The sequence below is a fragment of the Microbacterium resistens genome (genome assembly GCF_021172025.1).
Taxonomy (GTDB): domain Bacteria; phylum Actinomycetota; class Actinomycetes; order Actinomycetales; family Microbacteriaceae; genus Microbacterium; species Microbacterium resistens.
This window is the reverse complement of sequence record NZ_CP082781.1, coordinates 103,219-129,768: the sequence shown is the minus strand read 5'-3', so window position 1 is coordinate 129,768 and position 26,550 is coordinate 103,219. Positions and strand designations below refer to the sequence as shown.

General features: G+C 72.1%; 24 protein-coding genes. 2 read left to right on the top strand and 22 right to left on the bottom strand.

Annotated features, from left to right (window positions below; genetic code table 11):
* Positions 1-116 precede the first annotated feature (116 nt).
* The 5 genes from K8F61_RS00595 to rsmA form a co-directional block, all read right to left on the bottom strand.
* Positions 117-1,106 (bottom strand): LacI family DNA-binding transcriptional regulator, encoded by a 990-nt coding sequence (locus tag K8F61_RS00595; protein ID WP_231820357.1) that lies wholly within the window; start codon positions 1,104-1,106, stop codon positions 117-119.
* 107 nt (positions 1,107-1,213) lie between these two features.
* Positions 1,214-1,624 carry a hypothetical protein gene (locus K8F61_RS00590; RefSeq protein WP_231820356.1) on the bottom strand — a complete coding sequence of 137 codons (411 nt, stop codon included), beginning with the start codon at positions 1,622-1,624 and terminating at the stop codon, positions 1,214-1,216.
* A gap of 114 nt (positions 1,625-1,738) precedes the next feature.
* A complete protein-coding gene (locus K8F61_RS00585) occupies positions 1,739-2,668 on the bottom strand; it encodes a 4-(cytidine 5'-diphospho)-2-C-methyl-D-erythritol kinase (protein ID WP_231820355.1) in 930 nt (309 codons plus the stop codon).
* Positions 2,669-2,675: 7 nt separating this feature from the next.
* Positions 2,676-3,740, bottom strand: a complete 1,065-nt coding sequence (mgrA, locus tag K8F61_RS00580) for an L-glyceraldehyde 3-phosphate reductase (RefSeq protein WP_231820354.1) — start codon at positions 3,738-3,740, stop codon at positions 2,676-2,678.
* A 130-nt stretch (positions 3,741-3,870) separates the two neighbouring features.
* Complete coding sequence (rsmA, locus tag K8F61_RS00575; RefSeq protein ID WP_231820353.1) at positions 3,871-4,713, bottom strand: 16S rRNA (adenine(1518)-N(6)/adenine(1519)-N(6))-dimethyltransferase RsmA; 843 nt, start codon at positions 4,711-4,713, stop codon at positions 3,871-3,873.
* 64 nt (positions 4,714-4,777) lie between these two features.
* On the opposite strand from rsmA, the gene K8F61_RS00570 reads away from it, so the two are divergent.
* Complete coding sequence (locus K8F61_RS00570; protein ID WP_231820352.1) at positions 4,778-6,079, top strand: MFS transporter; 1,302 nt, start codon at positions 4,778-4,780, stop codon at positions 6,077-6,079.
* A gap of 22 nt (positions 6,080-6,101) precedes the next feature.
* Here the strand turns inward: K8F61_RS00570 and K8F61_RS00565 are convergent, their stop codons facing one another.
* The 11 genes from K8F61_RS00565 to rsmI form a co-directional block, all read right to left on the bottom strand.
* Positions 6,102-6,983 (bottom strand): TatD family hydrolase, encoded by an 882-nt coding sequence (locus K8F61_RS00565; RefSeq protein WP_231820351.1) that lies wholly within the window; start codon positions 6,981-6,983, stop codon positions 6,102-6,104.
* 13 nt (positions 6,984-6,996) lie between these two features.
* Positions 6,997-8,574: a methionine--tRNA ligase gene (metG, locus tag K8F61_RS00560; RefSeq protein ID WP_067248207.1), complete on the bottom strand. Its 1,578-nt coding sequence runs from the start codon at positions 8,572-8,574 to the stop codon at positions 6,997-6,999.
* Positions 8,575-8,643: 69 nt separating this feature from the next.
* On the bottom strand, positions 8,644-9,294 hold the full coding sequence (locus K8F61_RS00555) for a disulfide bond formation protein B (RefSeq protein ID WP_231820350.1): 651 nt from the start codon (positions 9,292-9,294) through the stop codon (positions 8,644-8,646).
* Positions 9,291-9,449 (bottom strand): DUF5993 family protein, encoded by a 159-nt coding sequence (locus K8F61_RS00550; RefSeq protein WP_157518237.1) that lies wholly within the window; start codon positions 9,447-9,449, stop codon positions 9,291-9,293. Before K8F61_RS00550 ends, K8F61_RS00555 begins: the two co-directional genes overlap by 4 nt.
* A 99-nt stretch (positions 9,450-9,548) precedes the next feature.
* The gene (locus K8F61_RS00545) at positions 9,549-10,724 is read right to left on the bottom strand and encodes a glycoside hydrolase family 1 protein (protein ID WP_231820349.1); all 1,176 of its coding nucleotides are present in this window, start codon (positions 10,722-10,724) and stop codon (positions 9,549-9,551) included.
* A 57-nt stretch (positions 10,725-10,781) separates the two neighbouring features.
* Entirely contained in the window at positions 10,782-12,515 is a 1,734-nt protein-coding gene (locus K8F61_RS00540) for an ABC transporter ATP-binding protein (RefSeq protein ID WP_231820348.1), read from the bottom strand.
* On the bottom strand, positions 12,512-13,426 hold the full coding sequence (locus tag K8F61_RS00535; protein ID WP_067248214.1) for an ABC transporter permease: 915 nt from the start codon (positions 13,424-13,426) through the stop codon (positions 12,512-12,514). The genes K8F61_RS00540 and K8F61_RS00535 overlap by 4 nt, the downstream gene beginning before the upstream one ends.
* A complete protein-coding gene (locus K8F61_RS00530; RefSeq protein ID WP_067248217.1) occupies positions 13,423-14,403 on the bottom strand; it encodes an ABC transporter permease in 981 nt (326 codons plus the stop codon). Before K8F61_RS00530 ends, K8F61_RS00535 begins: the two co-directional genes overlap by 4 nt.
* The gene (locus tag K8F61_RS00525; RefSeq protein WP_231820347.1) at positions 14,400-16,067 is read right to left on the bottom strand and encodes an ABC transporter substrate-binding protein; all 1,668 of its coding nucleotides are present in this window, start codon (positions 16,065-16,067) and stop codon (positions 14,400-14,402) included. Before K8F61_RS00525 ends, K8F61_RS00530 begins: the two co-directional genes overlap by 4 nt.
* A 144-nt stretch (positions 16,068-16,211) precedes the next feature.
* Positions 16,212-17,327 (bottom strand): LacI family DNA-binding transcriptional regulator, encoded by a 1,116-nt coding sequence (locus K8F61_RS00520; protein ID WP_231820346.1) that lies wholly within the window; start codon positions 17,325-17,327, stop codon positions 16,212-16,214.
* Positions 17,328-17,413: 86 nt separating this feature from the next.
* Entirely contained in the window at positions 17,414-18,235 is an 822-nt protein-coding gene (gene rsmI / locus K8F61_RS00515; protein ID WP_231820345.1) for a 16S rRNA (cytidine(1402)-2'-O)-methyltransferase, read from the bottom strand.
* 22 nt (positions 18,236-18,257) lie between these two features.
* Here rsmI and K8F61_RS00510 point away from each other — a divergent pair, with 22 nt between their 5' ends.
* Entirely contained in the window at positions 18,258-19,829 is a 1,572-nt protein-coding gene (locus K8F61_RS00510; RefSeq protein ID WP_231820344.1) for a dolichyl-phosphate-mannose--protein mannosyltransferase, read from the top strand.
* A 121-nt stretch (positions 19,830-19,950) separates the two neighbouring features.
* Here the strand turns inward: K8F61_RS00510 and K8F61_RS00505 are convergent, their stop codons facing one another.
* From K8F61_RS00505 to K8F61_RS00480, 6 genes are all read right to left on the bottom strand, one after another.
* Positions 19,951-20,439, bottom strand: a complete 489-nt coding sequence (locus K8F61_RS00505) for an Lrp/AsnC family transcriptional regulator (RefSeq protein ID WP_067248231.1) — start codon at positions 20,437-20,439, stop codon at positions 19,951-19,953.
* 1 nt (position 20,440) lies between these two features.
* Complete coding sequence (locus K8F61_RS00500) at positions 20,441-21,850, bottom strand: amino acid permease (RefSeq protein WP_231820343.1); 1,410 nt, start codon at positions 21,848-21,850, stop codon at positions 20,441-20,443.
* Positions 21,847-22,932, bottom strand: a complete 1,086-nt coding sequence (gene hisC, locus K8F61_RS00495; RefSeq protein ID WP_231820342.1) for a histidinol-phosphate transaminase — start codon at positions 22,930-22,932, stop codon at positions 21,847-21,849. Before hisC ends, K8F61_RS00500 begins: the two co-directional genes overlap by 4 nt.
* 251 nt (positions 22,933-23,183) lie before the next feature.
* Entirely contained in the window at positions 23,184-25,049 is a 1,866-nt protein-coding gene (locus tag K8F61_RS00490) for a thioredoxin domain-containing protein (protein WP_231820341.1), read from the bottom strand.
* A 42-nt stretch (positions 25,050-25,091) separates the two neighbouring features.
* Positions 25,092-25,928 carry an aldo/keto reductase gene (locus K8F61_RS00485; protein WP_067248354.1) on the bottom strand — a complete coding sequence of 279 codons (837 nt, stop codon included), beginning with the start codon at positions 25,926-25,928 and terminating at the stop codon, positions 25,092-25,094.
* A 9-nt stretch (positions 25,929-25,937) separates the two neighbouring features.
* The gene (locus K8F61_RS00480) at positions 25,938-26,543 is read right to left on the bottom strand and encodes a TetR/AcrR family transcriptional regulator (RefSeq protein WP_231820340.1); all 606 of its coding nucleotides are present in this window, start codon (positions 26,541-26,543) and stop codon (positions 25,938-25,940) included.
* Positions 26,544-26,550: the final 7 nt, after the last annotated feature.

The window sequence follows — 26,550 nt, the reverse complement described above, 5'->3', positions numbered from 1 at the left end:
CTGTGGTGCTCACGGGACTTCCTCGATACCGACGGCCACCTCCGATGTGACCGTTCACATTGGGTAACATCGTGCATCGCCGCCCCCGCACTGTCAAGTGCGGCGCGCGATTCGCGTCAGGACCGTGACGCGGCGGATTCGCGACCGCAGAGGACGGGCACCACCGGCCCGAACGACGGCGGCTCCTCCGCGCGGATGAGGGCGAGGAGGATCTGCACGGCGCGACGCCCGAGCTCGGGGAAGTCCTGGTGGATCGTCGTCAGCGGCGGGGCGACGTGCGCCGCGACCGGGATGTCGTCGAACCCGACCACGCTCACGTCGGCGGGCACGCGCAGCCCGGCGTCGCGGAAGCCGTGCATCAGCCCGATCGCCATGATGTCGTTCGCGGCGAACACGGCCGTGAAGTCACGGCGGCGGGCGAGCTCCTGCCCCGCGAAGTACCCGAAGTCCGCCGTCCAGTCGCCGCGGATCGGGGGGAACGTCGGCAGGTCCGCGTCCCGCAGGGCCTCGAGGTACCCCCGCATCCGCGACTCGGCCTCGATCCAGTCCTGCGGACCCGCGAGATGCAGGATGTCGGTGTGCCCGAGCCGGATCAGGTACTCGGTGATCATGCGGGCGCCGGCGACCTGGTCCGCGGACAGGCTCACGCCGTCGGATCCCGAGGCCGTCTGCAGGCTCACGAACGGGACCGCGACCGCCGTCCCCCGCAGCACGTTGAACACGCGGACCTGCGGCGCGAGGACGACGATCCCGTCCACGTGCTCGCGCACGAGCTGGCGCACCGCGGCGCCGATCGCCTCCGGCGTCGTCTCCGGCAGGTTCAGGGTGCTCACCGAGTATCCCTCGGCGCGCGCGGCGTCCTCGATCGCCGCGATGGACGAGGTAGGGCCGAACTCCCCCGTGGTGGCCGAGAGGATCCCGAGCGTGCTGGAGCGGCTGGTGGCCAGGGCGCGGGCGGCGACGTTCGGCCGGTAGTCGAGGACCGCGATCGCGTCCAGGACCCGGGCTTTCGTCTCGGGCCGGATGCTGGGATGCTCGTTGAGCACCCGCGACACGGTCTGGTGCGAGACGCCGGCCAGCCGCGCCACGTCCCGGATGCTCGGCATCCGGGCGCGATCGGGAGGGCTGGACAACACGGCCTCCCGGAATGTGCACGGTCACATGAGTCTCCCCATTATGACCTGCCTCCGGGTCCGCCGCATCCGCGCCGGCGCTAGGCCAGTCCGCCGTAGAGGAGCTGGGTCGTCTGCGGATCCCGCGCCAGCCGCACCCGGTCGCCGCCCCGCGGGATCTCCAGGCGCGAGACCAGGGTGGTGAGCGCCTGCCGTCGCCCGTCGTGATCCACGACGAGGACCACGCTCGGGTTGTCGTTGATCGTCATCCCGGTGTCCTGCACCGACACGACCGTCGCGATCTCCACCGGGACGCCGGACGCGACCAGCGCCGCGAACTGCTCGGGAGCGTTCAGCGCGGCCATCCCCTGCTTCATGCTGTCCGTGAACTCGCTGCCCATGAAGGCCTTGGTCATCCTGCCCATGAACCCGCGCCCCTCGGCGATGTCCTCGGCCATCCTGGCCGCGTCGGCCTGGCGCTCCTGCATCGACTTGCGGTTGAACAGTCCCATCCGGATCTCCCGTCGTCCTGGCAGCGATTCCGCTGCATCCGGACGTCACGCTACGGAAGGACCCGGCGCTCCCGATCACGGATTCGGAGTCGTCGGCGACCGTTCATCCGGGGTTCAGCCGATGACCCGCGCGCCGGGGACCGGGCCATGCACGTGCAGCGCCCGGCGTCCGGACGCGCCCAGACGCTCCCGGACCCGGGCGGCGATGCCCGGCCCCTCGCACAGCAGCGCGACCGTCGGGCCGGAGCCGGAGACGATCCCCCGCAGCGCCCCGGCGGCCACGCCCTCGTCGATCACCGTCTGCAGATCCGGTCGCTCCAGAAGGGCCGCGACCTGCAGGTCGTTGTGCAGCTCGTCGGCGAGCACGTGCGGATCGCCCGCGCGCAGCGCCTGCAGCACCGCCGGCGGGACGTCGAGCGAGAGCGGCGGGTCGTCGGCGAGCGCCCCCTCCTCGTCGCGGTGCGCATCCAGGCGGCCGTAGACCGCCGGCGTGGACATGCCCTCGTCGCTTGGCACGAGCACCCAGTCGAGCCGGCCGCGCGCCAGCGCCGGCGTGAGCACATCGCCGCGGCCGGTCCCGACCGCGGTGCCGCCGTGCAGGGCGAACGGGACGTCCGCGCCCAGTCGCGCGGCCAGCTCGTGCAGACGCGCGATGCTGAGCCCCGTCCCCCACAGCGCGTCGCATGCGACGAGCGCCGCCGCCGCGTCGGCCGAGCCGCCGCCCATCCCCCCGGCCACCGGGACGCTCTTGTGCACCGCGAGGTGCACGCCGCCCTCGTATCCCGTCGCCGACGCCAGGAGCTTGGCCGCACGCATGGCCAGGTTCCGGTCGTCCGTCGGCACGGACTCCGTGTCGGCCGCGCCCTCGACGGTGAGGTGGAACCCGGGGGCGGCGGTCGCGACCACGTCCTCCGTGAGCGACACCGCCTGGAACACGGTGGCGAGCGCGTGGTAGCCGTCGTCGTGGCGTCCGCCGACGCCGAGGAAGAGGTTGATCTTCCCCGGCGCCCGCACGCGCACGGACGGGAGGGCGGCCGGGTTCATGATCGGCTCACAGCTCCGAGGAGCGCGCCCAGAGGTTCACGTCGATGCGCCCCGCGAGCTCGTCGATGCGCGACAGCTCCTCGTCCGTGAGCGGCGCGGCGTCCAGCGCCGCGAGGTTCTCGTCGAGCTGCTCGGGCCGCGAGGCGCCGATCAGCGCGGACGCCACGACGTCGTCGCGCAGCACCCACTGCAGCGCGAGCTGGGCCAGGGACTGACCCCGTTCGCGAGCGATGTCCGCGAGCGCACGCAGCGTCGTCAGCCCCTCCTCGCTCAGCGGGGCGTCGGGGAGCGAGCCGCGCTTCTGCGCCCGCTCCGCCGTGCCGTCCTGGAGGTACTTGCCGGTGAGCAGCCCCTGGGCGAGAGGTGTGAAGGCGATCGCGCCCATGCCCTCCTCGCGGAGGGTGTCCGTGAGACCGTCCTCGACCCAGCGGTTGAGCATCGAGTAAGCGGGCTGGTGGATCACCAGGGGCGTCCCGAGGTCGCGGGCCACGTCGATCGCGGCCTCGGTGCGCTCGGCGCTGTACGAGGAGATTCCGACGTAGAGCGCCTTGCCCTGGCGGACCAGGGTGTCCAGCGCCCCGACGGTCTCCTCGACCGGCGTCACCGGGTCGACCCGGTGCGAGTAGAAGATGTCGACGTAGTCGAGTCCCATCCGGGTCAGCGACTGCTCCGCGCTGGCGAGGATGTACTTCCGGCTGCCGAGGTCCCCGTAGGGGCCCGGCCACATGTCCCACCCGGCTTTGGACGAGATGATGAGCTCGTCCCGGTACGGGCGGAGGTCCTCGGCGAGGATGCGCCCGAAGTTCTTCTCCGCGGAGCCGTACGGGGGGCCGTAGTTGTTGGCGAGATCGAAGTGCGTGATCCCGCGGTCGAACGCGTGGCGCAGGAGCGCGCGCTGGTTGTCGAGCGGGATGTTGTCGCCGAAGTTCCACCACAGCCCCAGCGAGATCGCGGGCAGGTACAGCCCCGAGGAGCCGACCTGGCGGAACCGGGCGCGCTCGTACCGGTCCGGCGCGGCGGAGTACGGGCGGTGGACATCGGGCACGTCGGGGCGGAAACGCGAATCGGTCACGCTTGTCAGGGTAGCCCTCGCGCGCCGGCCGCAGGCTCCGGTTTCGGGGCGCATTCCCGGGTTTCGGGGCGCTTCCCGGTGCCGGCGAGCCCCATCCGGCGCCCCGAACCCGCGGATCGCGCCCCGGATCTCACGCCGCGGCGCGCGCGATGCGGTGGTAGTCGTCCACCGTCAGGTCCTCGCCGCGCGCCGTCGGGGCGACGCCCGCGGCCTCCAGCACGGCGGACGCCGCCGCCGAGCCGCCGAACATCCCGGACAGCGCCTGACGCAGCATCTTCCGCCGCTGGTTGAACGCGGCGTCCACGATCGCGAAGGTCCGGCGCCGCTCCTGCTCGGATCCGCGCGGCTCGGCGTCGCGCACGAACCCCACGAGCAGGCTGTCGACGTTCGGCACCGGCCAGAAGACCTGCCGCGAGACCGTGCCTGCGAGGTGCCACGGGCCGTACCAGGCGGCCTTCACGCTGGGAGCGCCGTAGATCTTGGATCCCGGTTTCGCGGCGAGCCGCTCGGCGACCTCCGCCTGCACCATCACGACGCCCCGCCGGATCCGCTCGAAGGTCTCCAGGAAGTGCAGCAGGACCGGCACCGACACGTTGTACGGCAGGTTCGCAACGAGCACCGTCGGATCGCCGGGCAGCTCGGTGACGCGCAGGGCATCGGCGTCGACCACGGTCAGCGCGGCCTCGGGGACGCCGTGCGTCCGTGCCGTCTCGGGCAGATGCGCCGCCAGGCGGTGATCGATCTCGACCGCGGTCACCGTCGCGCCGGCCTCCAGGATCGCGAGGGTCAGGGATCCGAGCCCCGGGCCGATCTCGACGACCGACTCCCCCTCGCGCACGTCCGCGGCCTGCACGATCTTCCGCACCGTGTTCGCGTCGACGACGAAGTTCTGCCCCAGCTTCTTCGTCGGGGTCACGTCGAGCTCGGCGGCCAGGCGGCGGATCTCGGTCGCGCCGAGCAGGGTGACGGTCATCCCCCCATCATCCCGCATCCGCAGGGCGTTCCCGGTGTCCTCGCCCCGCCCTATGATCAAGCGGGTGACCACTCTCGGGGAGCTCATCGCACCGCGGCGAATGGGAACGGACTTCCGGTGGCTGCTGGCCTCCTCCTGGACGAGCAACGTCGGGGACGGGATCGCCCTGGCCGCCGCTCCCTTGCTCATCGCCTCGATGACGGACGCGCCGTTCCTCGTCGCGGCCGGCGCCATGCTCCAGTTCCTGCCCTGGCTGCTGTTCGGTCTGCACGCCGGGGCCATCGCCGACCGCTTCGACCGACGACGCCTCGTCATGGTCGCCAACGCCGCCCGCGGCGTCGTGGTCCTCGCCCTGGCGGTGTTCCTCCTCACCGGATCGGCCACGATCGGCATCGTCCTGGCCGCCGCTTTCCTCTACGGCACGGCGGAGGTGTTCGTGGACACCGCCGGCAGCACGCTGCTGCCCATGCTCGTCCGGAAGGCGGACCTCGGGATCGGCAACGCCCGCCTTCAGGCCGGGTTCCTGGTCGCGAACCAGTTCGCCGGGCCTCCCCTCGGCGCGTTCCTCTTCGCATTGGGCGCGTTCTGGCCCTTCCTCGTGCAGGTGCTGTGCCTGGCCCTGGCGATCGTGCTCATCGCCCGGATCGCACGGACACCGGCGCCTCCCCGCCCCGACCAGGACGCCGCGGGAGCGGGAACGCCCCGGACGCGCGAACGGACGGCGGTGCACACCGACATCGCGGAGGGCATGCGCTGGCTCTGGCGCAACCCGCCCGTGCGCATGCTCGTGATCATCATCCTCGCCTTCAACGTCACCTGGGCGGCGCCGTGGGGCGTGCTCGTGCTGTATGCGACGGAGCACCTGAAGATGGGCGCGGTCGGCTATGGCGCGCTCACGACCGCGTCCGCCGCGGGCGGCCTGCTCGCGACGCTGAGCTTCGGCTGGCTGGAGCGGCACGTATCGTTCGCGGCGCTGATGCGGATCTGCCTCTCCCTTGAGGTCGTGATGCACCTCGCCTTCGCCCTGACCACATCCGGCACCGTCGCCCTCGCGATCATGGTCGGGTTCGGCGCGTACGCGTTCGTGTGGGGGACGATCTCGACGACGGTCCGCCAGCGTCTGGTCCCGCACGAGCTGCAGGGACGAGTGGGATCGGTCAACATGGTCGGGGTCTTCGCGGGCATGGTGATCGGCCAGGCGCTGGGCGGAACGATCGCGCAGTTCTGGGGACTGACGGCGCCGTGGTGGTTCGCCTTCGTCGGCGCCGCGATCACGCTGGCGCTCGTGTGGCGCCCCATCTCGCACATCGCCGCCGCGAAGCCGATCCCGGACGCCGAGCCGGCGGCGGAGCCCGACCCCGCCTGACGCGCCCGCGCCGGACGCGCGATCAGTCGAACGCGCCGTAGACCGCGCGGGTGTTCTCCGCGACCTGCGCGGCGAGCGCGTCCGGGTCCAGACCGAGCTCGGCGGCCATGAACCGCAGGGTGATCGGGATGAGGTACGGGGCGTTCGGGCGCCCGCGCAGCGGCACGGGCGCGAGGAACGGCGCATCGGTCTCGACGAGGATCCGGTCGAGAGGCGTCACCCGCAGGGCGTCGCGGAGGTTCTGCGCGTTCTTGAACGTCACGGTGCCGGCGAACGACAGGTAGTACCCCGCGTCGGCGCACGTCCGGGCCATCGCGTCGTCTCCGGAGAAGCAGTGGAACACCGTCCGCTCCGGCGCCCCCACCCGCGACAGCGTCGCGAGGACCTCGTCGTGCGCGTCGCGATCGTGGATCTGCATCGCCAGACGATGCTTCTTGGCCAGGGCGATGTGCGCCTCGAACGACGTGTGCTGCGCGGCGCGCCCGTCCTCGCCGGTCCGGAAGTAGTCGAGTCCGGTCTCGCCGATCGCCCGTGTCCGGGGATGCCCGGCGAGCTCGTCGATCACCGCGAGCGCCTCGTCGAGCCGTCCGTGCGCAGCATAGGTCGGCGCGTCGTTGGGGTGGATCGCGACCGCGGCGAGCACCCGCCGGTCCGCCTCGGCCGCCGCGACGGCCCAGCGCGACGACGCGATGTCGCCGGACGCCTGGACCACCCCGGCGATCCCCACGGCCTCGGCACGATCGAGCTGCTCGGCGAGCGTGAGCGGGTCGTCCCCGTCCTCGATCTCCAGGTGGCAGTGGTTGTCGTAGACCGGGACCGCGAGCGGCTCCGGTGCGGGCGGGTAGCGCAGGTCCTTCCGGCCGTCCGCGGAGCGCTCACGGACGTAGGTGTCCGGATGCGTCATGTCCGTCGCCTCCTCAGGCCGTCGCCTCCACGCGCGGGAACAGCGGGGCGAGCGTCCGCACGCGCGTCTGCGCGGGCAGCTGGCCCCAGCGTCCGGCCTCGCGCACGGGCTGCGCCGTGAGGGGACCCAGTTCGGCCTCCGCGCCCAGCGCCTCCCACAGCGTCGCGGTGGACTGCGGCATCACCGGCGAGAGCAGCACGGCGAGGGCGCGCAGGCCCTCCGCGCAGGTGTACAGGACGGTGCCGAGACGCGCGCGCTGCGACTCGTCCTTCGCCAGGCTCCACGGCTCGTTCTCGGTGATGTAGCCGTTCAGCTCGTCCACGATGGTCCAGATCGCGCCGATCGCCTCGTCGATCCGGAAGCGCTCCATCGCGGCGTCCGCGTCCGCCGCGGCAGCGGCCACGACCTGCTGCACCGCGCGGTCCTGCTCCGTGTACTCCCCCGCCGCGGGGACGGCGCCGTCGAAGTACCGCTCGACCATCGCGACGGTGCGGGAGGCGAGGTTGCCGAAGCCGTTGGCGAGCTCGGACTGATACCGCGCCGACAGGTCCTCCCAGGAGAACGAGCCGTCCTGGCCGAAGGCGATCGCGGACAGGAAGTAGTACCGGTACGCGTCGGAGCCGAAGACGTCGGTGATCTCCGTCGGCGCGATGCCGGTGAGTTTGGACTTCGACATCTTCTCGCCGCCGACGAGCAGCCAGCCGTGGGCGAAGACGCCGCGCGGCACGTCGAGGCCCGCCGCCATCAGCATGGCCGGCCAGATCACCGCGTGGAAGCGCAGGATGTCCTTGCCCACGACGTGGTAGCCGGGCCAGCGGCGGCCGAACTGCTCCTCGTCGGTGCCGTAGCCCACCGCCGTGACGTAGTTCAGCAGGGCGTCCACCCACACGTAGATGACGTGCGAGGGATCCCACGGCAGGGGGATCCCCCAGTCGAACGTGGAGCGGGAGATGGACAGGTCCTTGAGCCCCTGCGAGACGAAGGACACGACCTCGTTGCGCGCGGAGTCGGGGCGCACGAAGTCGGGCTCGGTCCGGTACAGCTCCAGCAGGCGGTCCTGGAACTCGCTGAGCTTGAAGAAGTAGTTCTTCTCCTGCAGCAGCTCCAGCGGCTTGGAGTGGATCGCACAGACCTTCAGCCCCTCGAAGGGACCCGTGCCGTCGACGATCTCGGACTCGGGCTTGAATTCCTCGCAGCCCACGCAGTACAGCGCCTCGTACTCGCCGGCGTAGATGTAACCGCGGTCGTACAGCGCCTGGAAGAACTTCTGCACGTTGGTCTCGTGCCGCTCCTGCGTGGTGCGGATGAAGTCGTCGTTGGCGACGTCGAGCGTCTTCAGCAGCGGGAACCAGCTCTCCCCGACCAGGCGGTCCACCCACTCCTGCGGGGTGACGCCGTTGGCGGCCGCCGCGCGCAGCATCTTCTGCCCGTGCTCGTCCGTGCCGGTGAGCATCCACGCGTCGTCCCCGGCCTGGCGGTGCCAGCGCGCGAGCGTGTCCACGGCCACGGAGGTGTAGCCGTGGCCGATGTGCGGCACGTCGGAGGGATAGTAGATCGGCGTGGTGATGTAGAACGATTCGCCTGCGGGCATGCCCTCGATTCTAGGCGGGACCGGCGACGCCCCCGCGCGGGTTACAGTCCGGGGGGCGTCGCGCGCCGGTCACCCCTCGAAGAGGCGATAGCCGGTCGGGTTGTCGGGGAGGTACCAGTTCCAGCCGGCCTCGGCGAACACGACCACCGCGTTGATCGCCACGGTCAACAGGAACAGCGCGACGACGGCCCAGACGAGGACCCGCGCCGCCCGCCCCGCCGGGGCCACCGGGACGACCCATCGGCCGAGCACCAGCATCGCCGCGCAGAACACCAGGACGACGGCGAAGCTCACCAGCGCCCACGTGTAGAGGTGCATCCCGAGGACCGCGGTCCCGTAGCCGGGATCCCCCGGCGCGATGTGCAGGAGCACCTGGCGCCCCGACATCGCCATCCCGAGCACCGCACCGAGGATCGCGATGCCGGATCCGGTCGCCAGGGTCGCGAGCGAGCTCGTCCCCCGCAGCGCCCGTGCGACGACGTACAGGGGCCCCAGGCAGGCGAGCATCATCGCCATCCGCTGCGTGATGCACAGCGGACACGGGAACTCGCCCTGGGCGAACTGGAACCAGAACATCGCCGTGCTGAGGATGCCGACGTATGCGGCGAGGAATCCCACGTGCGCCCAGAACGACAGCAGGCCGAGGATCCGCGGCGTCGCGACGCCGTCGTGCACCGTCCCGGCCTCCGGCCCCGAGGGCAGTGCGCGCGTCGCGCTCACAGGCTCACCCCCAGCGGATCCGTCACGTGGTGCAGGAACAGCGCCGTCGCCATCCCGAAGGCGACGGCGACGAAGCACAGCACCACCCACGTCCGTCTCGCGCGCAACGCGGCGACCGCGGCGGCGAGGATCAGCAGGAAGACGATCGCGTCCATGGGACCTCCTCCCGCCACCCTGCCGCACTTCGGCGTCGCCGGCCACGCCCCTAAGGGCTTTCCCTCACGGGAGAGGACGACCGCCCGTGCCAGACGGGATCAGTCGGCGAGGCCGCCTCGGCGAGCGACGTCACCGAGCCAGGCGAGGCTGGGCTTCGGCGTGCGTGCGAAGGTCTCGTGGTCGAAGGCGATGAGCCCGAACGTCGGCCGGTAGCCGCTGGCCCACTCGTAGTTGTCCAGCGCGCTCCAGTGCTGGTAGCCGCGCACGTCGATCCCGTCGGAGATCGCCCGGTGCAGGCCCTCCAGCGCACCGCGCGTGTAGGCGATGCGGCGGTCGTCGTCGCCCGTCGCGATGCCGTTCTCCGTCACGAGCACGGGCACGCCGCCGGAGAGCTCCCACGCGCTGCGCACACCGAGCTCCAACGCGTCCGGGAAGAACTCCCAGCCCGTGAGCGTCGTCTCCACGTCCGCCGACACCGGCACGGGCCCCTCCGGCCCGATGAACGTGCGCGTGTACGCCTGCACCCCGACGAAGTCGTCGCCCGCCGACTGCTCCAGGTACCAGAAGTCCCGCGGATGCCCGTACTCGTGGAGCATCTCGTCCGCGCCCGGCTCGCCCGTCGAGTGGAACGCCTGGGTGGCGATCGTCCATCCCGCCCGGATCCCCCGCACGGTGTGCAGGATCTCGGACGCGCGCCGATGCGCGGCCAGCAGCGTGTCCGCGACGCCCAGGTCGGGCTTCGGAAGGCCGTGCGCCACGAGGTTGGCGGCGTCCTCCCCTCCCGCGAGCATGGCCGCGATGTTGGGCTCGTTGATCGTGCAGACGTACTCGACGCCGTCCAGGATCGGCAGCACCGTCTCCGTGTACCGGGCGAACAGATCCACGGCGTCGGCCGCACGCCAGAAGCCGTCCTCCTGGAACCACCGCGGCACGGTGAAGTGCATCAGCGTGACCGTGGGATCGAGGCCCTGCTCCCGCGCGGTGTCGATCATGCGCCGGTAGTGGTCGATCATGGCCCGGGACACGAAGCCGCGCTCCGGCTCGATGCGCGCCCACTCGACCGAGAAGCGGTACGAGTTCAGCCCCGCCTCGGCGAGCAGCCTCATGTCCTCCGGGTACCGGTGGAAGTGGTCGGCCGCGTCGCCGGAGGGCTCCACCATCGTGGTGCCCGGCGCATGCTCCATGACCCACCAGTTGCTGGCGATGTTGTTCCCCTCCACCTGATGGGCCGCCGTGGCGGCTCCCCAGAGAAAGCCATCGGGGAATGCGAGCACGAGTGCTCCCTTCTTGTCGTTTCGTTGCGGTTCGGTGTCGGCGCGCGCGGCGCCGGTTCAGCGGGCGCGCGCCGGGTTGGGCACGGCGTCGAGGAGCTCGACGGTGTACGGGTCCTCCGGGTGGCGGAGCACCTGGGCGGTCTCGCCGCGCTCGACGACCCGGCCGCGGTTGAGCACGAGGATGTTCTCAGTGACGAGCCGCGCGCTCAGCAGGTCGTGGGTGATGTAGAGCATGCTGATCCCCCAGCGCTCGCGCAGATCCTCCAGCAGCGCCAGCACCCCGGCGCGGAGGGACACGTCCAGCATCGACACGGGCTCGTCCGCGATGAGCACCTGCGGGTCGCTCGCGAGCGCCCGCGCGATCACGACGCGCTGGCGCTGGCCGCCGGACAGCTGATGCGGGAGCTTCGCCGCGAACTGCTCCACCGGCGTCAGGCCCACGGTCTCCAGCAGTTCCAGGACGCGCGCCCGCGCCCCGCGCCCGCGGAGCCCGGTGTAGTTCACCACGGGACGGGTCAGCGCGTACTCCACCGTATGCAGCGGGTTCAGCGCCGCGTACGGGTCCTGGAACACCATCTGCACGTCCTTGCGGAGGTCGCGAAGGCCCCGTCGCCGGAGGGCCGGGACGTCCACGTCGCCGAAGCGGATCGCACCCGCCGTCGGGCGCTCCACCCCGGTGATCAGCTTCGCCAGCGTGGACTTCCCGGATCCGGACGCGCCCACCAGGGCGAGCGCCTCACCCGGCTCCAGCCGGAACGAGACGTCGTCCACGGCGGTCACCGGGCGCTCGCCGCGGCGGGGCGCCGGATAGACCTTGGACACGCCGTCGACGACGATGGCCGCGTCGGCCCGGCGGGTGCCGCGCGCGGACACGGTCGGCACGCTCTCGGTCACGTCCGTGCGCGCCTTGCCCTCGCGTCGGCGGGTGCCGAGGTCGACGAAGCCGGGGATCGAGATCGACTCGGCGCGCGGGTCGGCGTAGTGGCTCAGCAGCATCCGCGTGTACTCGTCCTGCGGCCGCTCCAGGATGTCCCGGCTCGGCGCGTCCTCGACGATACGCCCCTCGTGCATCACCATCACGCGGTCCGTCGCCTCCAGCACGATGCCGAGGTCGTGGCTGATGAGGATCGCGGTGAACCCCTCCGTGCGCTGCAGCGACCGGATCGTGTCCATCACCGCGTGCTGGACGAGCACGTCGAGCGCCGTCGTCGGCTCGTCGAACACCATGAGCTGCGGCTCGAGGGACAGCGCGATCGCGATCGACGCGCGCTGCCGCATGCCCCCGGACAGCTCGCTCGGGTAGCGCGCCAGCACCTCCGGCCCGAGCCCGACCTTGCCGACGAGCTCCCGCATCCGCTCGTCGCGGCGTTCGCGCGGGACGTGGTCATGGGCCGCGAAGACGTCGGCGAAATGCGAGCGGATCGTCCGCACCGGGTTCAGCGCGTTCATCCCGGACTGCAGCACCATGGCGAAGCCGCCCTGCCGCTGGCGGCGCAGCTGCTCCGCATCGAGCTCCCGGATGTCGCGACCGCCGAACAGGATCCGTCCCCCGCTGATGCGCGCCGGCGGCTTCTGCAGGCGGGTGAGCGCGAAGCCGAGCGTGGACTTGCCGGATCCTGACTCGCCGACGAGGCCGACGAACTCGCCGCGGCGCAGGGTGAAGGAGACGTCCTCGACGGCCCGCACGGGGGCGAGCCCCGGCGACGCGTACTCCACGGACAGCTCCCGGACGTCGAGGAGGACCTCGGGTTCCGCCGGCGTCGACGTCGCCGCGGTCGTCGTCGCGTTCATCGGCCCTTCCCTTCCCGCAGGCGCGGATTCGAGATGCCGTCCACGCCGAAGTTGATGAGTGTGAGGCTGAGCGCCAGCAGCGCGATGCACAGGCCGGGCGCGAACAGGAGCAGCCACTGTCCGGTCAGCAGCGAGTTGGAGTTCTGGGCCCAGTAGAGCATCGTGCCCCAGCTCACGATGCTGGAGTCGCCAAGGCCGAGGAACTCCAGGCCCGCCTCCGCGAGGATCGCCGCCGTCGCCGCCCCGAAGAGCGTGCCGGCGATGATCGAGGTCATGTTCGGCAGGATCTCCCGGAACACGATCCGTGCGGGACTGTCACCGGAGAACTGCGCGGAGGCGACGAAGTCCCTGCCCCGCAGCGACTGGGTCTGGCTGCGCAGCACCCGCGCGCCCCACGCCCAGCCGGTCACCACGATCACCGCGACGATCATGAGGATCCCGCCGTTCTGGAGGTACGCGGCGATCACGATCATGAGCGGAAGGCCCGGGATGACGAGGAACAGGTTCACCACGAACCCGACCGCCTCGCCCGCGAAGCCGCGAAGGTAGCCCCAGCTCAGTCCGATCAGCACGGCGACGACCGTGGAGAGGATCCCCGCCGCGAAGCCGACGAGCAGGCTGATCTGCGCGCCGTGGATGAGCTGGCTGAGCACGTCCTCGCCCGCCGCCGTCGTCCCGAGCCAGTGCGCGGCGGACGCGTCGGCGTTGCGCTCGAACGAGGTGTCCTTCGGGTCGTACGGCGCCAGCAGCGGCGCGAACACGGCGACGAGGACGAAGAAGGCGAGGATGCACAGGCCCAGCCGCGCCTTGCCGTTGCCCCACAGCGTGCCGACCATCCGGCCGAGGGAGCGCCAGCGGCTCGGCGACGCGATCGTCGTCGGAGGCGTCTTGAGGTTCATCGTGGTGGTCATCGGCGGGTCCTTGGGTCCAGCACGCCGTACAGGATGTCGACGAGGAAGTTGGCGACGAGCACGCTGACCGTGATCATCAGGAACAGCGCCTGCATGAGCGGGTAGTCCTGCCCGATCACGGCGTTGAACAGCAGGTACCCGATGCCGGGGTACCCGAAGACCTGCTCCACCAGGATCGAGCCGCCCACGACGCCGCCGAGGGTGAGCCCGAACCCGGTGAGGTTCGGCAGGATGGCGTTGCGCGCCGCGTACCGCAGGGCGATCGTGCGTCCCTTCAGCCCGTTGGCCTCGGCGAAGGTGACGTAGTCGTCGCCGAGGGTGTTGATCATCGCGTTGCGCATCCCGATGATCCAGCCGCCGAGCGACGTCAGCAGGATCGTGAGCGCGGGGAGCGTCGCGTGCCGGAGGAGGTCGGCGAGGAACTCCCCCGTGAAGCCCGGCGTGGTCGTCGCCGCGTACGCCCCCGTCGTCGGGAACCAGTGCAGCACGTAGCCGAGGAAGAACAGCAGCAGCAGCGCGGTCCAGAAGTACGGGAAGGTGCTGAGGAACGAGCCGGTCAGCGTCGGCAGCGAGTCCAGCCACGTGCCCCGCCGCCAGGCGGCGGCGACGCCGATGAGCGTGCCGATCACGAACGCGAGGATCGTGACGATGCCGACCAGGCCGATCGTGTACGGCAGGGCCGTGGACACCATGCTCGCCACGCTCTGCGGATAGAACGTGTAGGAGACCCCGAAGTCGAGGCGCACGACCTGCCCCAGGTAGGCGACGTACTGGTCCCACAGCGACCCGCTCGGCACGCCCAGCTGCGCCTCGATGGCGGCGCGCGTGGCCTCGGACACCGGTCCGTTCTGCGACAGCTTCGCGATCGCGGCGTCCGCCGGCGAACCGGGCATCAGCCGCGGCAGGAAGAAGTTCAGCGTGACCGCCGCCCACAGCGTGAGGACGAACAGCCCGAGCTTCTGCAGCAGATACCTCATTCGCCCGCCTCCTCGTCCGTGCGCTGGAGGCGCGTGAAGATCATCAGCGGCGCCGAGTCATAGTTCTGCGGGATCATGTACGGGTCCTCCGCGGACGGCCAGCCGGTGAACTTCGCGTCGTTGAACAGCCCCCAGATGCCGCCGTAGTACATCCCGATCACGGGGAGCTCGTCGTAGACGATGCCCTGCAGCTCCCTGACGATCTCGGCCTGCCTGCCCTCGTCCACCGTGGAGCGGTACTCGGCGAGCAGCGCGTCGGCGCGGTCGGAGCGGTAGCGCTGGAAGTTGTTGGACGTCGCCTCCCCGGTCGGGACGTAGAAGTCGCTGGACAGGAGGCTGTTGAACGCCTGGAACACGTCGCCGTTGCCCATGCCGCCGATCGCCATCTCGAAGTCGCCGTTGCTGATCGCGCTCTGGTAGCCGGCCGGCTGCGGCAGGACGAGCTTCACGGTGATCCCGACCTCGTCGAGCTGGCGCTGCACCGCCTGCGCCGCGCGGGTCCAGTCCGAGTAGCCGTTGGCCGTGGTGAGCGAGAACTCCAGCGGGCTGCCGTCCTGGCCGACGAGACGGTCGCCCTGGAGGGTGTAGCCGGACGCGGCGAAGGCGGCGAGCGCGGCCTCCCGGTCCTGGGCGATCATCCCCTGATCCGGGATCGACGGATCCAGGTACTCCTCCTGGTTCGGCAGGATCAGGCCGGTCTGCCCCGCCGCCTGCATGTACCCCTCGGACGCCGTCTCCGCGATGGCCTCACGGTCCAGCGCGAGGGAGATGCCCCGGCGGACGTTCACGTCGTCGAAAGGCGCCTTCTCCAGGTTCGGCATGAGCGAGATCACTCCGCCCGCGGGGAACCACCACTGGTTGTGCGGGCTCGCCGCGCCCCACGTGCCCTCGATGTCGGACATGAACGAGTAGGCCCAGTCGTACCCGCGGGAGACGGTGTCGAGCTGCGTGTTCGTGGACGGCAGCAGCACGTGCTCGATCTGCACCTTGTCGGCCTGCCAGTAGCCGTCGTACTTGTCCATCGAGTACTGCTGGTCGTTGTAGTTGCCGAGGACGAACGGCCCGGTGCCGACCGGCTCCTCGTTGCGCCACGTTCCCGGGTCCTTCACCTCGGACCAGATGTGCTCGGGCACGATGAGGGTCTGCCCGATGATCGACAGCGAGGGCGCGTCCTCGCTCTTCAGCCGGAACGTCACCGTGTCGCCCGAGGTCTCGATCGTGTCGATGTGCTGCCACGCCCCCTTGATGTCCAGGGACGGGGTGTCCTTCAGCATCTGGAATGTGAAGGCGACGTCGTCCGCCGTGAACGGCGTGCCGTCGCTCCACTCGACCCCCTCGCGCAGGGTCATCACGATGGTGCGCGCGTCGGGCTGGGCCCAGTCCGTGGCCAGCCAGGGGTTGCGCGCGCCGTCGAGCGGGTTAATCAGGATCAGCGGCTCGTAGATCCATCGCGACGCCGTGCGCGTGTTGGTCAGGTACGGGTTGAAGTTGCGGGTGAACAGCGGGTTCCCGTGATCGGCGTTGATGAGCATCGTGTCGTCGCCGATCGAGGGATCCGGCTGCGACGTGATCTGGATGCTGCACCCGCTGAGGGCGAGCGCGGCGGCCGCGAGACCGGCGGCGGCGATGCGCCTCCAGCGTCCGCTCCTGTGCGTCTGTGTCACGGTGTGACCCCATGTCGTCTCTGTCATCAGGGCCTCCCGAAGCTCGGGGGCCTGCGCGGCGTCCCTGCCGCGCCCTCTGATTGTAAGCGCATACATTTGACGATCACAACCCCCTCCGCCCGGGCGGGCCCGAGTCGGCGGTGTTCAGGCCGGAGGCAGGGAGCTTGCGCGCAGCACGATCTCGACGGGCAGCCGGACCGACATCGGCGCGGCGTCGCGATCCTCCAGGCGCCGTGCGAGCACCTGCACCGCGGCTCGGCCGAGCTCGATCATCGGCTGGCGCACGGTGGTCAGTCGCGGCGAGGCATGCGCGGCGGCGTCGATGCCGTCGAAGCCGGTGACGACGAGGTCCTCCGGAACACGGATCCCGGCGTCGCGGAAGCCGTCGAGCGCCCCCAGCGCCATCTGGTCGTTGGACGACATCAGCGCCGGGGGCAGTCCGCTCGCCCGCAGCTCGTCGGCGACACGCCGGCCCGAGGCCCGGGTGAAGTCGCCGCGCAGCACGCGGACCTCGTCGATCGCGATGCCGGCGTCCGCGACCGCGCGCGCGAACCCGGTCCACCGCTCCGCGCTGTCCGGGGAGTCCGCCGGCCCCGCGACGTACGCCGGCGCCCGCCCACCGGTCCGCGCCAGCACGTGGCGCGTCAGTTCGGCCATCGCCTCGGTGTTGCTGACGGTGACGTGGTCGAAGCGGTCACCGTGCGCCGGCCCCGACAGCACGACCACCGGGATCCGCTGCGCGAGGTGGTCGAGCTCGTCGTCCGGCACGCTGGAGGCGAGGACCACCAGGCCGTCCACGCGCCCGGCCATGTCGCGCACCGTCGAGCGGACGGGATCGTCCCGGCCGACCCCCACCATGAGGACGAATCCCTGCCGCCAGGCTTCGAGCTCCGCGCCGCGGAGCACCTCGTCCATGAACAGCATGGATCCCTGCGCGTCCTCGGGCCCGGCCGCGTCCTCCGGCTCGCGCACCACCGTGAAGGGCGGCGCCGGCGTGGCGTCGCCCGCGAGAGCGTCGAAGTCCAGCACCTCGTCGACCGCGTCGAAACCCGGGAAGTACAGGCCGAGCACGCCGGTGCGCCGTTCGGCGAGCCCGCGGGCGCTGCCGCTCGGGACGTAGCCGAGGGCGGCGATCGCCGCATGCACGCGGTCGCGGGTCGCCGGACGCACCGCATCGGGCAGGCGAAGGACCCGGGAGACCGTCGCGATGGACACGCCCGCGTGCTCGGCGACGTCGTACACGGTCGGCGTCTTCGCCATCCGGCGCTCCTTCCGATGGCTCCGGTCTGCGGATGTCCCCAGGCTAACCGGCGAGCAGCAGGCCGGTTCACCGAGCACCGCCTCGCTCAGCGGCCACGGGCGGCGAGCGCCGCCTGGTAGAGCTCCCGCGAGGACAGCCCCGTCTGCGCGGCGACCTCGGCCGCGGCCTCCTTGAGCCGGACGCCGCCGGCAACGAGGTCCTGCACCTGCGCCAGCGCGTCGTCGGGCGACACCGAGCGCTCCGGCGCGCCCTCCACGACGACGACGATCTCGCCCTTCACGCCCGCGGCGGCCCAGGCGGCCAGCTCGCGGGCCGTGCCGCGCCGGACCTCCTCGTACAGCTTGGTGAGCTCGCGGCACACGGCGATGCGGCGGTCGTCGCCGAACGCGTCGCCCATGTCGGCGAGCGTCGCCGCCAGCCGGGACGGGGACTCGAAGAAGATCAGCGTGCGCGCCTCGGCGGCGAGGGCGTGCAGCACACGGGCGCGCTCCCCGGCCTTGCGGGGCAGGAAGCCCTCGAACGCGAACCGGTCCGTGGGCAGCCCCGACACCGCGAGCGCGGTGACCACGGCGCTCGGCCCAGGGATCGAGGTGACCGTCACGCCCTGATCGACCGCCGCGGCCACGAGACCGTACCCCGGGTCGCTGACGGTCGGCATCCCCGCATCGCTGAGCACGACGAGGTCCTCGTCCGCGGCGATCGCCGCCAGCTCCGCGGCCCTCGCCTTCTCGTTGTGATCGTGCAGGGCGATCAGGCGGGGCCGGTTGCCAATGCCCAGCGCCTGGAGCAGCCGCTGCGTCGTCCGGGTGTCCTCGGCGGCGACCACCACGGCGTTCTCCAGCACCTCGATCAGACGCGCCGAGGCGTCGCCGAGATTCCCGATCGGGGTCGCCGCGAGGATCAGCACCTGCCCAGCATAGGCTGGGCGGGTGACCGCGCCTCTGCTTCCCTCCGTCGACCTGCGGCCGACCGCCTGGGAGCGGGTGCGCGCCTCCCGGATGCTGGAGCCGGGCCGCCGCCGTCTGATGACGTGGCTCGCGCCGCTGGTGCTGACGCTGTTCGCCGGGATCCTTCGCTTCGCGAACCTCGGCCACCCCCACTCGCTCGCCTTCGACGAGACGTACTACGTCAAGGACGCCTGGTCGCTGTGGGTGCAGGGGTACGAGGGGGTCTGGCGGGATGCCGACGGAGCCACCGCGAACGAGCTGTTCGCGCGGGGCGACACCAGCGCGCTCCAGACCGACACGAGCTTCGTCGTGCATCCGCCGCTGGGCAAATGGATCGTCGCGCTGGGACTGGGCCTGCTCGGGCCGGGCTCCAGCGCGGGCTGGCGGCTCATGACGGCGGTACTCGGCACGCTCTCCGTGCTGCTGGTCTACCTCATCGCCCGCGAGCTGTCCCGCTCGATCGCCGTCGCCTCGCTCGCCGGGCTGTTCCTGGCCGTGGACGGGCTCGGGATCGTGCTCAGCAGGATCGCGCTGCTCGACGGGATCCTCACGTTCTTCGTCCTTCTGGGGTTCCTCTTCGTGCTCCTCGACCGGCGCCGGACGATGCACCGCCTCCAGGACCCGCGCACGCACGCCCGCGACGACGCCCCTCCCCTCTGGGGACGCGTGCTGTGGCGGCGCCCCTGGATCGTCGCCGCCGGACTCGCCCTCGGCGCGGCGACGGCGGTGAAATGGTCGGGTCTGTACGCCCTGGCGGCGCTCGGACTGTACCTCGTCGTCACCGACGCCCTCGCCCGCCGTCGCGCCGGCGTGGCGCTCTGGCCCACGGATGCGGCGCTGCGGCAGGGGCCGGTGTCGTTCCTGCTCCTCGTCCCCCCGGCCCTGGTCGTGTACCTCGCGTCGTGGGCCGGGTGGTTCGCGAGCACCGGAGGCTACGACCGGCGGATCGATCCGAATCCGTTCGTCGGGCTGTGGAAGTACCACGAGGCGATCATGGGGTTCCACGTCTCGCTCACGAGCGGGCACCCGTACGCCAGCCCCGCATGGCAGTGGCCGCTGCTGCTGCGTCCGACGGCCGTGTGGGTCGGCGGACGGGACGCGCCGTGCCCCGGCGCGGACGACTGCATCGCGACGATCTCGACCATCCCGAACCCGCTGCTGTGGTACCTGGGCGTGGCGGCGGCGCTGTACCTGCTGTTCCGGTTCGTGCGCGGTCTGGGCGAGGGGCGGCCGATGCCGTGGTCGTTCGTGATCCCGCTGGTCGGGCTCGCGGCGACGTACCTGCCGTGGCTGCTCGTCCCGGGACGCACGATCTTCCAGTTCTACACGGTGGCGATGGCGCCCTTCCTCATCCTCGCCCTCGTGCTGACGCTGCGGGAGATCGCCGGGTCGCCGGATGCCCCGCGACACCGCCGGCAGGCCGGTCAGCGCACGGTGCTCGTCGTCGTGGTCGCGGTGCTGCTGGTGTCCGCGTTCTTCTATCCGCTGTGGACCGGCATGGCCGTGCCCTACGACTTCTGGCTCCTGCACAACTGGATGCCGAGCTGGGTCTGATCCGCCCGCACGCCGGGGCGATGTGTCCCGATCTGCACACATCGCCCCGATCTGCACAGGATCCCTGCGGATCCGTGTGCAGATCGGGACTCGATGTGCGGATCGGACCGATGGCGAGGCGCTAGACCGAGGCCCCCGGGCCCCCGGCGACGTGATCCACCAGCGGCAGCGTGCGGTTGGACAGGTGCGTGCGCATCGCGATCGACGACGCCGTCCTCGCGACCCCCGGGACCAGTGCCACGCGGTCCAGCACGTCCTGGAGCTGCTCCGCGTCGTGGGCGGCGAGGCGCAGCTGCATGTCGCTGGCCCCCGTGACGGTGTACATGTCGATGATCTCCGGCACCGCGTCCGCCAGCGCCGCCGCCACCTCGTCGTGACCGATCTTCTGATCGATCTCCACCAGGCAGAACGCGACCAGTCCGTAGCCGAAGCCGCCCGGATCGACACGGGGCACGATCCCCTCGATCACGCCGGCCTCGTGGAGCCGCGCCAGGCGGCTGGTCACCGTCCCGCGGGCGACGCCCAGCCGACGCGCGCACTCCAGCACGGGCAGCTGCGGCGTCTCGGTGAGCAGGCGGATGAGGTCGGCGTCGAGCCGGTCGATGCGCACGTCACGCCCCGTCGGCGTCGGTCTCGCGCAGCACGCCCGGGCGCGAGATCCCGCGGGTGAGCCGCGCGATCACGAGGAGCGCCACCGTGAGGCCCAGGGTGAGCAGCAGCTGCGTGCGCGCGGCCGCATCGGTCATCGCCAGCACGATCACCCCGACCAGCAGGGCCAGGCAGAGCCACGAGAGCCACGGGAAGCCCCACATCCGCACCGGCATGTCCTCGCCCGCGCGGTCCGCGCGACGGCGCAGCACGATCTGCGCGACGGCCGTCGAGATCCAGATCACCAGCAGCGTGGACCCCACGACGTTCAGCAGGGCCGGGAGCACCACGTCGGGGAAAGCCCAGTTCAATCCGACGGTCACGAAGCCGAACGCGACCGAGGCGAGCACGGCCACCCGGGGAACGCCCGCCGCGCTCGTGCGCGTGACGACCTGCGGGGCGAGCCCGCGCTCGCCGAGCGAGAACGCCATCCGCGAGGCGCCGTAGATGTTGGCGTTCATCGCCGACAGCAGCGCGACGACGACGATCACCGACATCACCAGGTCCACGCCGGGCACCCGGATCGTCGCCAGGACGGCGGAGAACGGGCCTTCCTTCACCGCGGGGTCGTTCCAGGGCAGGACCGTCACGATCACGAAGATCGACCCGAGGTAGAAGACGAGGATGCGCACCATCACCTCGCGCACGATGCGCCGGATGTTGCGGGCCGGGTCGTCGGACTCGGCCGCCGCGATCGCGACGACCTCGGTGCCCCCGAAGGCGAACACGACGATCAGCAGCGCGGCCGCGACACCGGCGACGCCCGCAGGAGCGAAGCCGCCGTGAGCCACGAGGTTGCCGATCCCGGTCGCGGGCACGCCGGGGATCAGGCCCAGGATCGCGCACACCCCCACCACGAGGAAGGCGATGATCGCGATGACCTTGACGGCCGCGAACCAGAACTCGAAACGGCCGTAGTTGCGCACGCCGAAGAGGTTGACCGCGGTCAGGGCGGCGACGAACACGAGCACCCAGACCCAGGCCGGGACGCCCGGCACCCATCCGGCCACGATGCCGGCCGCGCCGGTCGCCTCCGCGGCGATCACGACGATGAGCTGGATCCAGTAGAGCCATCCGACCGCGCTTCCCGCGCTGCGTCCGAGGGCCCGCTGGGCGTAGGAGCTGAACGCCCCCGAGCTCGGACGCGCGGCCACCATCTCCGCGAGCATGGCCATGACGAGCACGACGATGGCGCCGCCGACGAAGTACGAGATCAGCACCGCCGGACCGGCGATCCCGATCGCCTGCCCGGAGCCGACGAACAGGCCGGCGCCGATCGCCCCGCCCAGACCCATCATGGAGATCTGGCGGCGGGTGAGGCCGGGCTGGAGGCCGCGGGTCGTGGTGGTGACGACGGGGACCTCGGCGCTCATGCGCGCACCCCCTCGACGGCGCGGGCGGCCAGCGCGGCGGCGACGCGGTCGACGTCCTCCCCCGATCCGGAGGAGATCCGCACCCCCTCCCCGGCGAACGTCCGGGCCACGACCCCGCCCGCGGTCAGCAGCTCGTCGAGCTCCGCGGCGCGGTCGCCCGCCGGGACCCAGACGAAGTTGGCCTCGGAGGCGACGGCGGGCCAGCCCGCGTCGCGGAGCATCCCGGCCAGCCGGTCGCGCTGCGCGACGACCTCGTCGATCCGGACCGCCAGCTCCGCCTCGGCGTCGAGCGACGCCAGGGCCGCCGCCTGCGCGAGGTCGGTCACGCCGAACGGCACGGCGACCTTGCGCTGGTCGTCCGCGACGGAGACCGGCGAGATCGCGTAGCCGATGCGCAGCCCCGCCAGACCGTACGCCTTCGAGAAGGTGTGGAGGACGGCCACGTGCGGGTAGCGCCGGAAGAGGTCGATCCCGAGACCCCGGGCCTCGCCGTCGACGCGCGCGGTGCGGTCGAAGTGGACGTACGCCTCGTCGACGACGACGAGCACGTCGCGCGGGACGGCGTCCACGAACCGCTCCAGCTCCGCGGCCGTCACGACGGTGCCGGTGGGGTTGTTCGGGTTGCAGACGAAGACGAGGCGCGTCCGGTCGGTGATCGCCGCGCGCATCGCGTCGAGATCGTGGCGGTGGTCGGCGTCGAGCGGCACGGGGACGGGCGTCGCCCCCGCGATGCGCACGAGGGACGGATAGGCCTCGAAGGAGCGCCAGGCGAAGACCACCTCGTCGCCTTCGCCGGCGACGGCGTGGATGAGCTGCGCTGCGAGCTCGACCGAGCCTGCGCCGACCGTGACCGAGCGCGGGTCCACGTCGTAGCGCCGTGCGAGGCGGTTGATCAGCGCGGCCGCGCTCATGTCCGGATAGCGGTGCAGTGCGGTGAGGCGCTCGCGGACCGCCTCCACCACCGAGGGCAGAGGAGGGTGCGGCGACTCGTTCGAGGAGAGCTTCGACGCACCGGCCGGGGCGGAGCGCCCCTGGCGGTACGCGGGCACGTGCGCGAGCGCGGGGCGCGAGGGGAGGGTCATCGTCAGAGCGTCCTTGCTGTGAGGGGTGGCGACCGGATCACCGGCACGTTGCGACACCCTAGGACGGATCGGTCCGATGAGGCAATCGGTTCAGCCATCCTTGCGCACGGCGTGCAGTCGCACCGGCGTCTCCGCATCGACACTGAACAGACTGCACAGTCCTTTCGCCTTCTTCCGGCGATCCGACGGGTGGCCCCGACCTGCGCGCCGGCCCCGAGCCGACCTCGGGCCGACGTCGCGCGGAACGCCCCTCAGCGCGTCCGGGCGATCGCCGACGGGTCGGACACCGGCAGGCGGCAGACGAAGGACCGGCAGTCGAACGCGACCCCGCCCGCTCCGCCCGCATCGGGCGACACCGCCTTGCCGTCGAACAGGGCGAACCCCGCCTCGGCGAACGCGCGGGCCTGCGCCGGGGTGACGACGGCCACGAGGTCGGCGTCCGCGGCCCGTGCCGCGCGGGCCAGCGGCCCGTCGGGCGCGTCGGCGACCACGACGATCTGCCGGGGCGGTTCCGCCAGCCCGGCCGCCACCGCCAGCGTCGCGCTGTGGGCGAAGGGCTGCGCGAGAGCGCGGCCCGCCCGCTCGGCGACCAGCGCCTCCGCGCGAGCGCGATGCTCCTCCCCGGCCCCGAGGAGCCAGGCCGTCCGCTCGGCGGCGGCGAGGGCGGAGGCCCCGGAGGGCAGGTCCCCGTCGGAGTCGTCGCCGGTCCCGCCGATCCCGCGCGCCGACAGGACCGGGTCCCCGCCGAGCGACACGGCCTCGGACAGCACGGTGCGGGCGGTGGCGGCCCACTCCGCCTCACCGGTGGCGAGCGCGAGGGCGAACAGGCCGTCCGCGAGAAGACCGAGGTCGGCGCGTGTCGCGACCGCCGCGGCGGCGCGGCCGTCGGTGGAGGTCCGCACGAGCCGCCCGTCCGCGTCCCGGTTGACCCGGAGCACGAACCGGGCCGCCTCGGCCGCCGCCTCGATCCAGGTCGGCTCCGCCATCCGCGCCCCGGCGCGGGCGAGGGCGCCGATCGCGAGGCCGTTCCATCCGGTGACCACCTTGGCGTCGACGGCGGGCCGTTCGAGCCCCGCGCGCCCCGCCGCGTCGAAGGCGTAGTAGCCGCCCTCGCTGCGCAGCCCGTCGATCCACGACTCCGAGTCCTGGGCCGCGCCGAAGCCTCCGGAGAGGGCGTGCTCCCCCGCAGCGCCGGGTCGGCGAAGCACATCGAGCAGGAACCGGGCGATCCCGCGGGCGACGCTCTCGTCACCGGCGGCGAACGCGTCCGAGCACCGTGCCACGTCCAGGAGCTGGGCGTTGTCGGTGAGCATCCGCTCGTAGTGCGGCACGCTCCAGTCCCGCTGCGTCGCGTAACGGAAGAACCCGCCGTCGACCGGATCCCGCAGGGGGCTGTCCGACATCGCGCGCAGCGCCCGCTCGGCGGCGCCCGCGGCGTCGGGGGCCTCGCGACGCACGACCGGCTGCTGCAGGAAACGCAGCGCGGTGGCCACCGGGAACTTCGGCGCCCCGCCGAATCCGCCGTGCACCGCGTCCTCGCGCGCGGCGATCCCGCGCGCGGCCTCGGCGAGCGCGGCGGCGCTCGGCAGCGGCGCGTCACCCGCGGCGGCGTCGGCCGCGGCCCGGACCAGCGCGTCGGCCACCGCGCCCGCCGACGCCTCGACGTCGGCGCGGCGCAGCGCCCAGGCCTCCCGGACCGCGCCGAGCACGTCGCGGAAGGCCGGCAACGGCGCCCGGGCGGTCGGCGGCCAGTACGTGCCGGCGTAGAACGCGTGGCCGCCGGGCGTGGTGAACACCGTCAGCGGCCAGCCGAGGTTCTGCGTGAATGCGGATGCGGCGGCCATGTACGCCGCGTCGACCTCCGGGTGCTCCTCGCGGTCGACCTTCACGGCGACGAACCCGGCGGCGATCGCGGCCGCGGTGACGGGATCCGCGAACGACTCCCGCGCCATCACGTGGCACCAGTGACAGGTCGAGTAGCCGATCGAGATCAGCAGCGGCACGTCGCGCCGCTCCGCCTCCGCGAACGCCTCCTCGCCCCAGGGGTACCAGTCCACCGGGTTGTCGGCGTGCGCGCGCAGGTACGGGCTCAGGGATCCCGCGAGCCGGTTCGCCATGATCCGCTCCTCGCTCTCGGTGCCCGTCCTGCGCGTGCGCCGTCAGTTCACGTCGTTCGGGTGGCTGCCGACGCGGCCCGACCCGTCGCCCGGGTCGATGGCGTCGATCGCGGCGAACTCCGTGTCGGTCAGGGTGAAGTCGAACACGTCGAGGTTCTCGCGCAGCCGCTCGGGGCGGACGGACTTCGGGAAGACGACGTTGCCGTGCTGCAGGTGCCAGCGCAGGACCACCTGGGCGGGCGTCTTGCCGTGCGCCGCGGCCGCGTCGGCGACGGCGGGGACGGAGAACAGGTCGTACTTGCCCTGCCCGAGCGGACCCCAGGCCTCGATCCGGACGTCGTTGTCGCGGGCCCACGACACGACGTCGCGCTGCTGGTACGCGGGGTGCAGCTCAATCTGGTCCACGGCGGGGACCACGCCGGTCTCGGCGACGATGCGCTCCAGGTGCGGCACGAGGAAGTTGGAGACCCCGATGGAGGTCGACAGGCCCCGGTCACGGATCCCGATGAGCTTCTCCCACGCGTGCAGGTAGTTGTCGTTCGCGGGGGTCGGCCAGTGCACGAGATAGAGGTCGACGCGGTCGAGGCCCAGCTTCTCCAGGCTCTCCGCGATCGCCGCGTCGGGCTCGTCGCCGTCGTGGCGGTCGTTCCAGAGCTTCGTGGTGACGTACAGGTCGTCCCGGGCGATGCCGCTGCGGGCGATGGCCGCACCGACGCCCTCTTCGTTGCCGTAGACCGCCGCCGTGTCGATGTGCCGGTATCCGGCTTCGAGCGCGTCGCTGACGGCCCGCTCCGTCTCCGCGGCCGGCACCTTGAAGACGCCGTAGCCGAGCTGGGGGATCCGATGACCGTCGTTGAGTCCGAGAGTAGGGATCGTCATGTCCCCAGACTAGGACGCGGCGGCCGGCGAGAGGGCCGCGAAGGCCCGCTTCGCCAGCTGCGCGGGCGAGCCCTCGCCGTGCACGCCCGCCTCGGTCCTGGCCCACTCCTCCAGAGCCAGCCGGATGGAGGCGGTCGCGGCGGCGGCGAGGAGCCCGGCCTGGAAGCGGTCCGCGCCGGCCCGGTCCCGGATGATCGTCACGAGCCGGCGCTCCGACTCCTCGTTCACGCGCAGCCACACCGCGCGCAGCTCGCGATCCTCGTCGATGCCGCGCAGGAGCGGCCGCATCCGGGCGAGCCCGTCGGCCTCCGCGTCGCTTCCGGGCGTGAGCTGGGCGCCCATCACCGCAGGGATCGCGACGGCGGGGTCGTCCGCGGACTCCGCCAGCGCCGCCTGCCACCGGGCGGCGCCGACCTCGAGGACGGGCGCGACCGCGTCCTCCTTCGTGGCGAAGTACCGGTAGAAGGTGCGCAGCGACACGCCCGCGCGCTCGGCGATCTCCGCGGCCGTCACGCCCGAGACGCCGCGCTCGGCGAACAGAGCGGCGGCGGCCTCGGCGATCTCCTGCGCGGTCTGGGCCCTCCGACGATCGCGCAGGCCCGGTGCCTCGTTCATCCTCCGA

What these genes read in the sequence shown, in the direction of transcription:
- K8F61_RS00595 (WP_231820357.1), bottom strand. Translation starts at nt 1,106, where the DNA reads ATGCCGAGCATCCGGGACGTGGCGCGGCTGGCCGGCGTCTCGCACCAG.
- K8F61_RS00590 (WP_231820356.1), bottom strand. Translation starts at nt 1,624, where the DNA reads ATGGGACTGTTCAACCGCAAGTCGATGCAGGAGCGCCAGGCCGACGCG.
- K8F61_RS00585 (WP_231820355.1), bottom strand. Translation starts at nt 2,668, where the DNA reads ATGAACCCGGCCGCCCTCCCGTCCGTGCGCGTGCGGGCGCCGGGGAAG.
- rsmA (WP_231820353.1), bottom strand. Translation starts at nt 4,713, where the DNA reads ATGACCGTCACCCTGCTCGGCGCGACCGAGATCCGCCGCCTGGCCGCC.
- K8F61_RS00565 (WP_231820351.1), bottom strand. Translation starts at nt 6,983, where the DNA reads ATGACGCATCCGGACACCTACGTCCGTGAGCGCTCCGCGGACGGCCGG.
- metG (WP_067248207.1), bottom strand. Translation starts at nt 8,574, where the DNA reads ATGCCCGCAGGCGAATCGTTCTACATCACCACGCCGATCTACTATCCC.
- K8F61_RS00550 (WP_157518237.1), bottom strand. Translation starts at nt 9,449, where the DNA reads ATGGACGCGATCGTCTTCCTGCTGATCCTCGCCGCCGCGGTCGCCGCG.
- K8F61_RS00540 (WP_231820348.1), bottom strand. Translation starts at nt 12,515, where the DNA reads ATGAACGCGACGACGACCGCGGCGACGTCGACGCCGGCGGAACCCGAG.
- K8F61_RS00535 (WP_067248214.1), bottom strand. Translation starts at nt 13,426, where the DNA reads ATGACCACCACGATGAACCTCAAGACGCCTCCGACGACGATCGCGTCG.
- K8F61_RS00530 (WP_067248217.1), bottom strand. Translation starts at nt 14,403, where the DNA reads ATGAGGTATCTGCTGCAGAAGCTCGGGCTGTTCGTCCTCACGCTGTGG.
- K8F61_RS00520 (WP_231820346.1), bottom strand. Translation starts at nt 17,327, where the DNA reads ATGGCGAAGACGCCGACCGTGTACGACGTCGCCGAGCACGCGGGCGTG.
- K8F61_RS00500 (WP_231820343.1), bottom strand. Translation starts at nt 21,850, where the DNA reads ATGAGCGCCGAGGTCCCCGTCGTCACCACCACGACCCGCGGCCTCCAG.
- hisC (WP_231820342.1), bottom strand. Translation starts at nt 22,932, where the DNA reads ATGACCCTCCCCTCGCGCCCCGCGCTCGCGCACGTGCCCGCGTACCGC.
- K8F61_RS00490 (WP_231820341.1), bottom strand. Translation starts at nt 25,049, where the DNA reads ATGGCGAACCGGCTCGCGGGATCCCTGAGCCCGTACCTGCGCGCGCAC.
- K8F61_RS00485 (WP_067248354.1), bottom strand. Translation starts at nt 25,928, where the DNA reads ATGACGATCCCTACTCTCGGACTCAACGACGGTCATCGGATCCCCCAG.
- K8F61_RS00480 (WP_231820340.1), bottom strand. Translation starts at nt 26,543, where the DNA reads ATGAACGAGGCACCGGGCCTGCGCGATCGTCGGAGGGCCCAGACCGCG.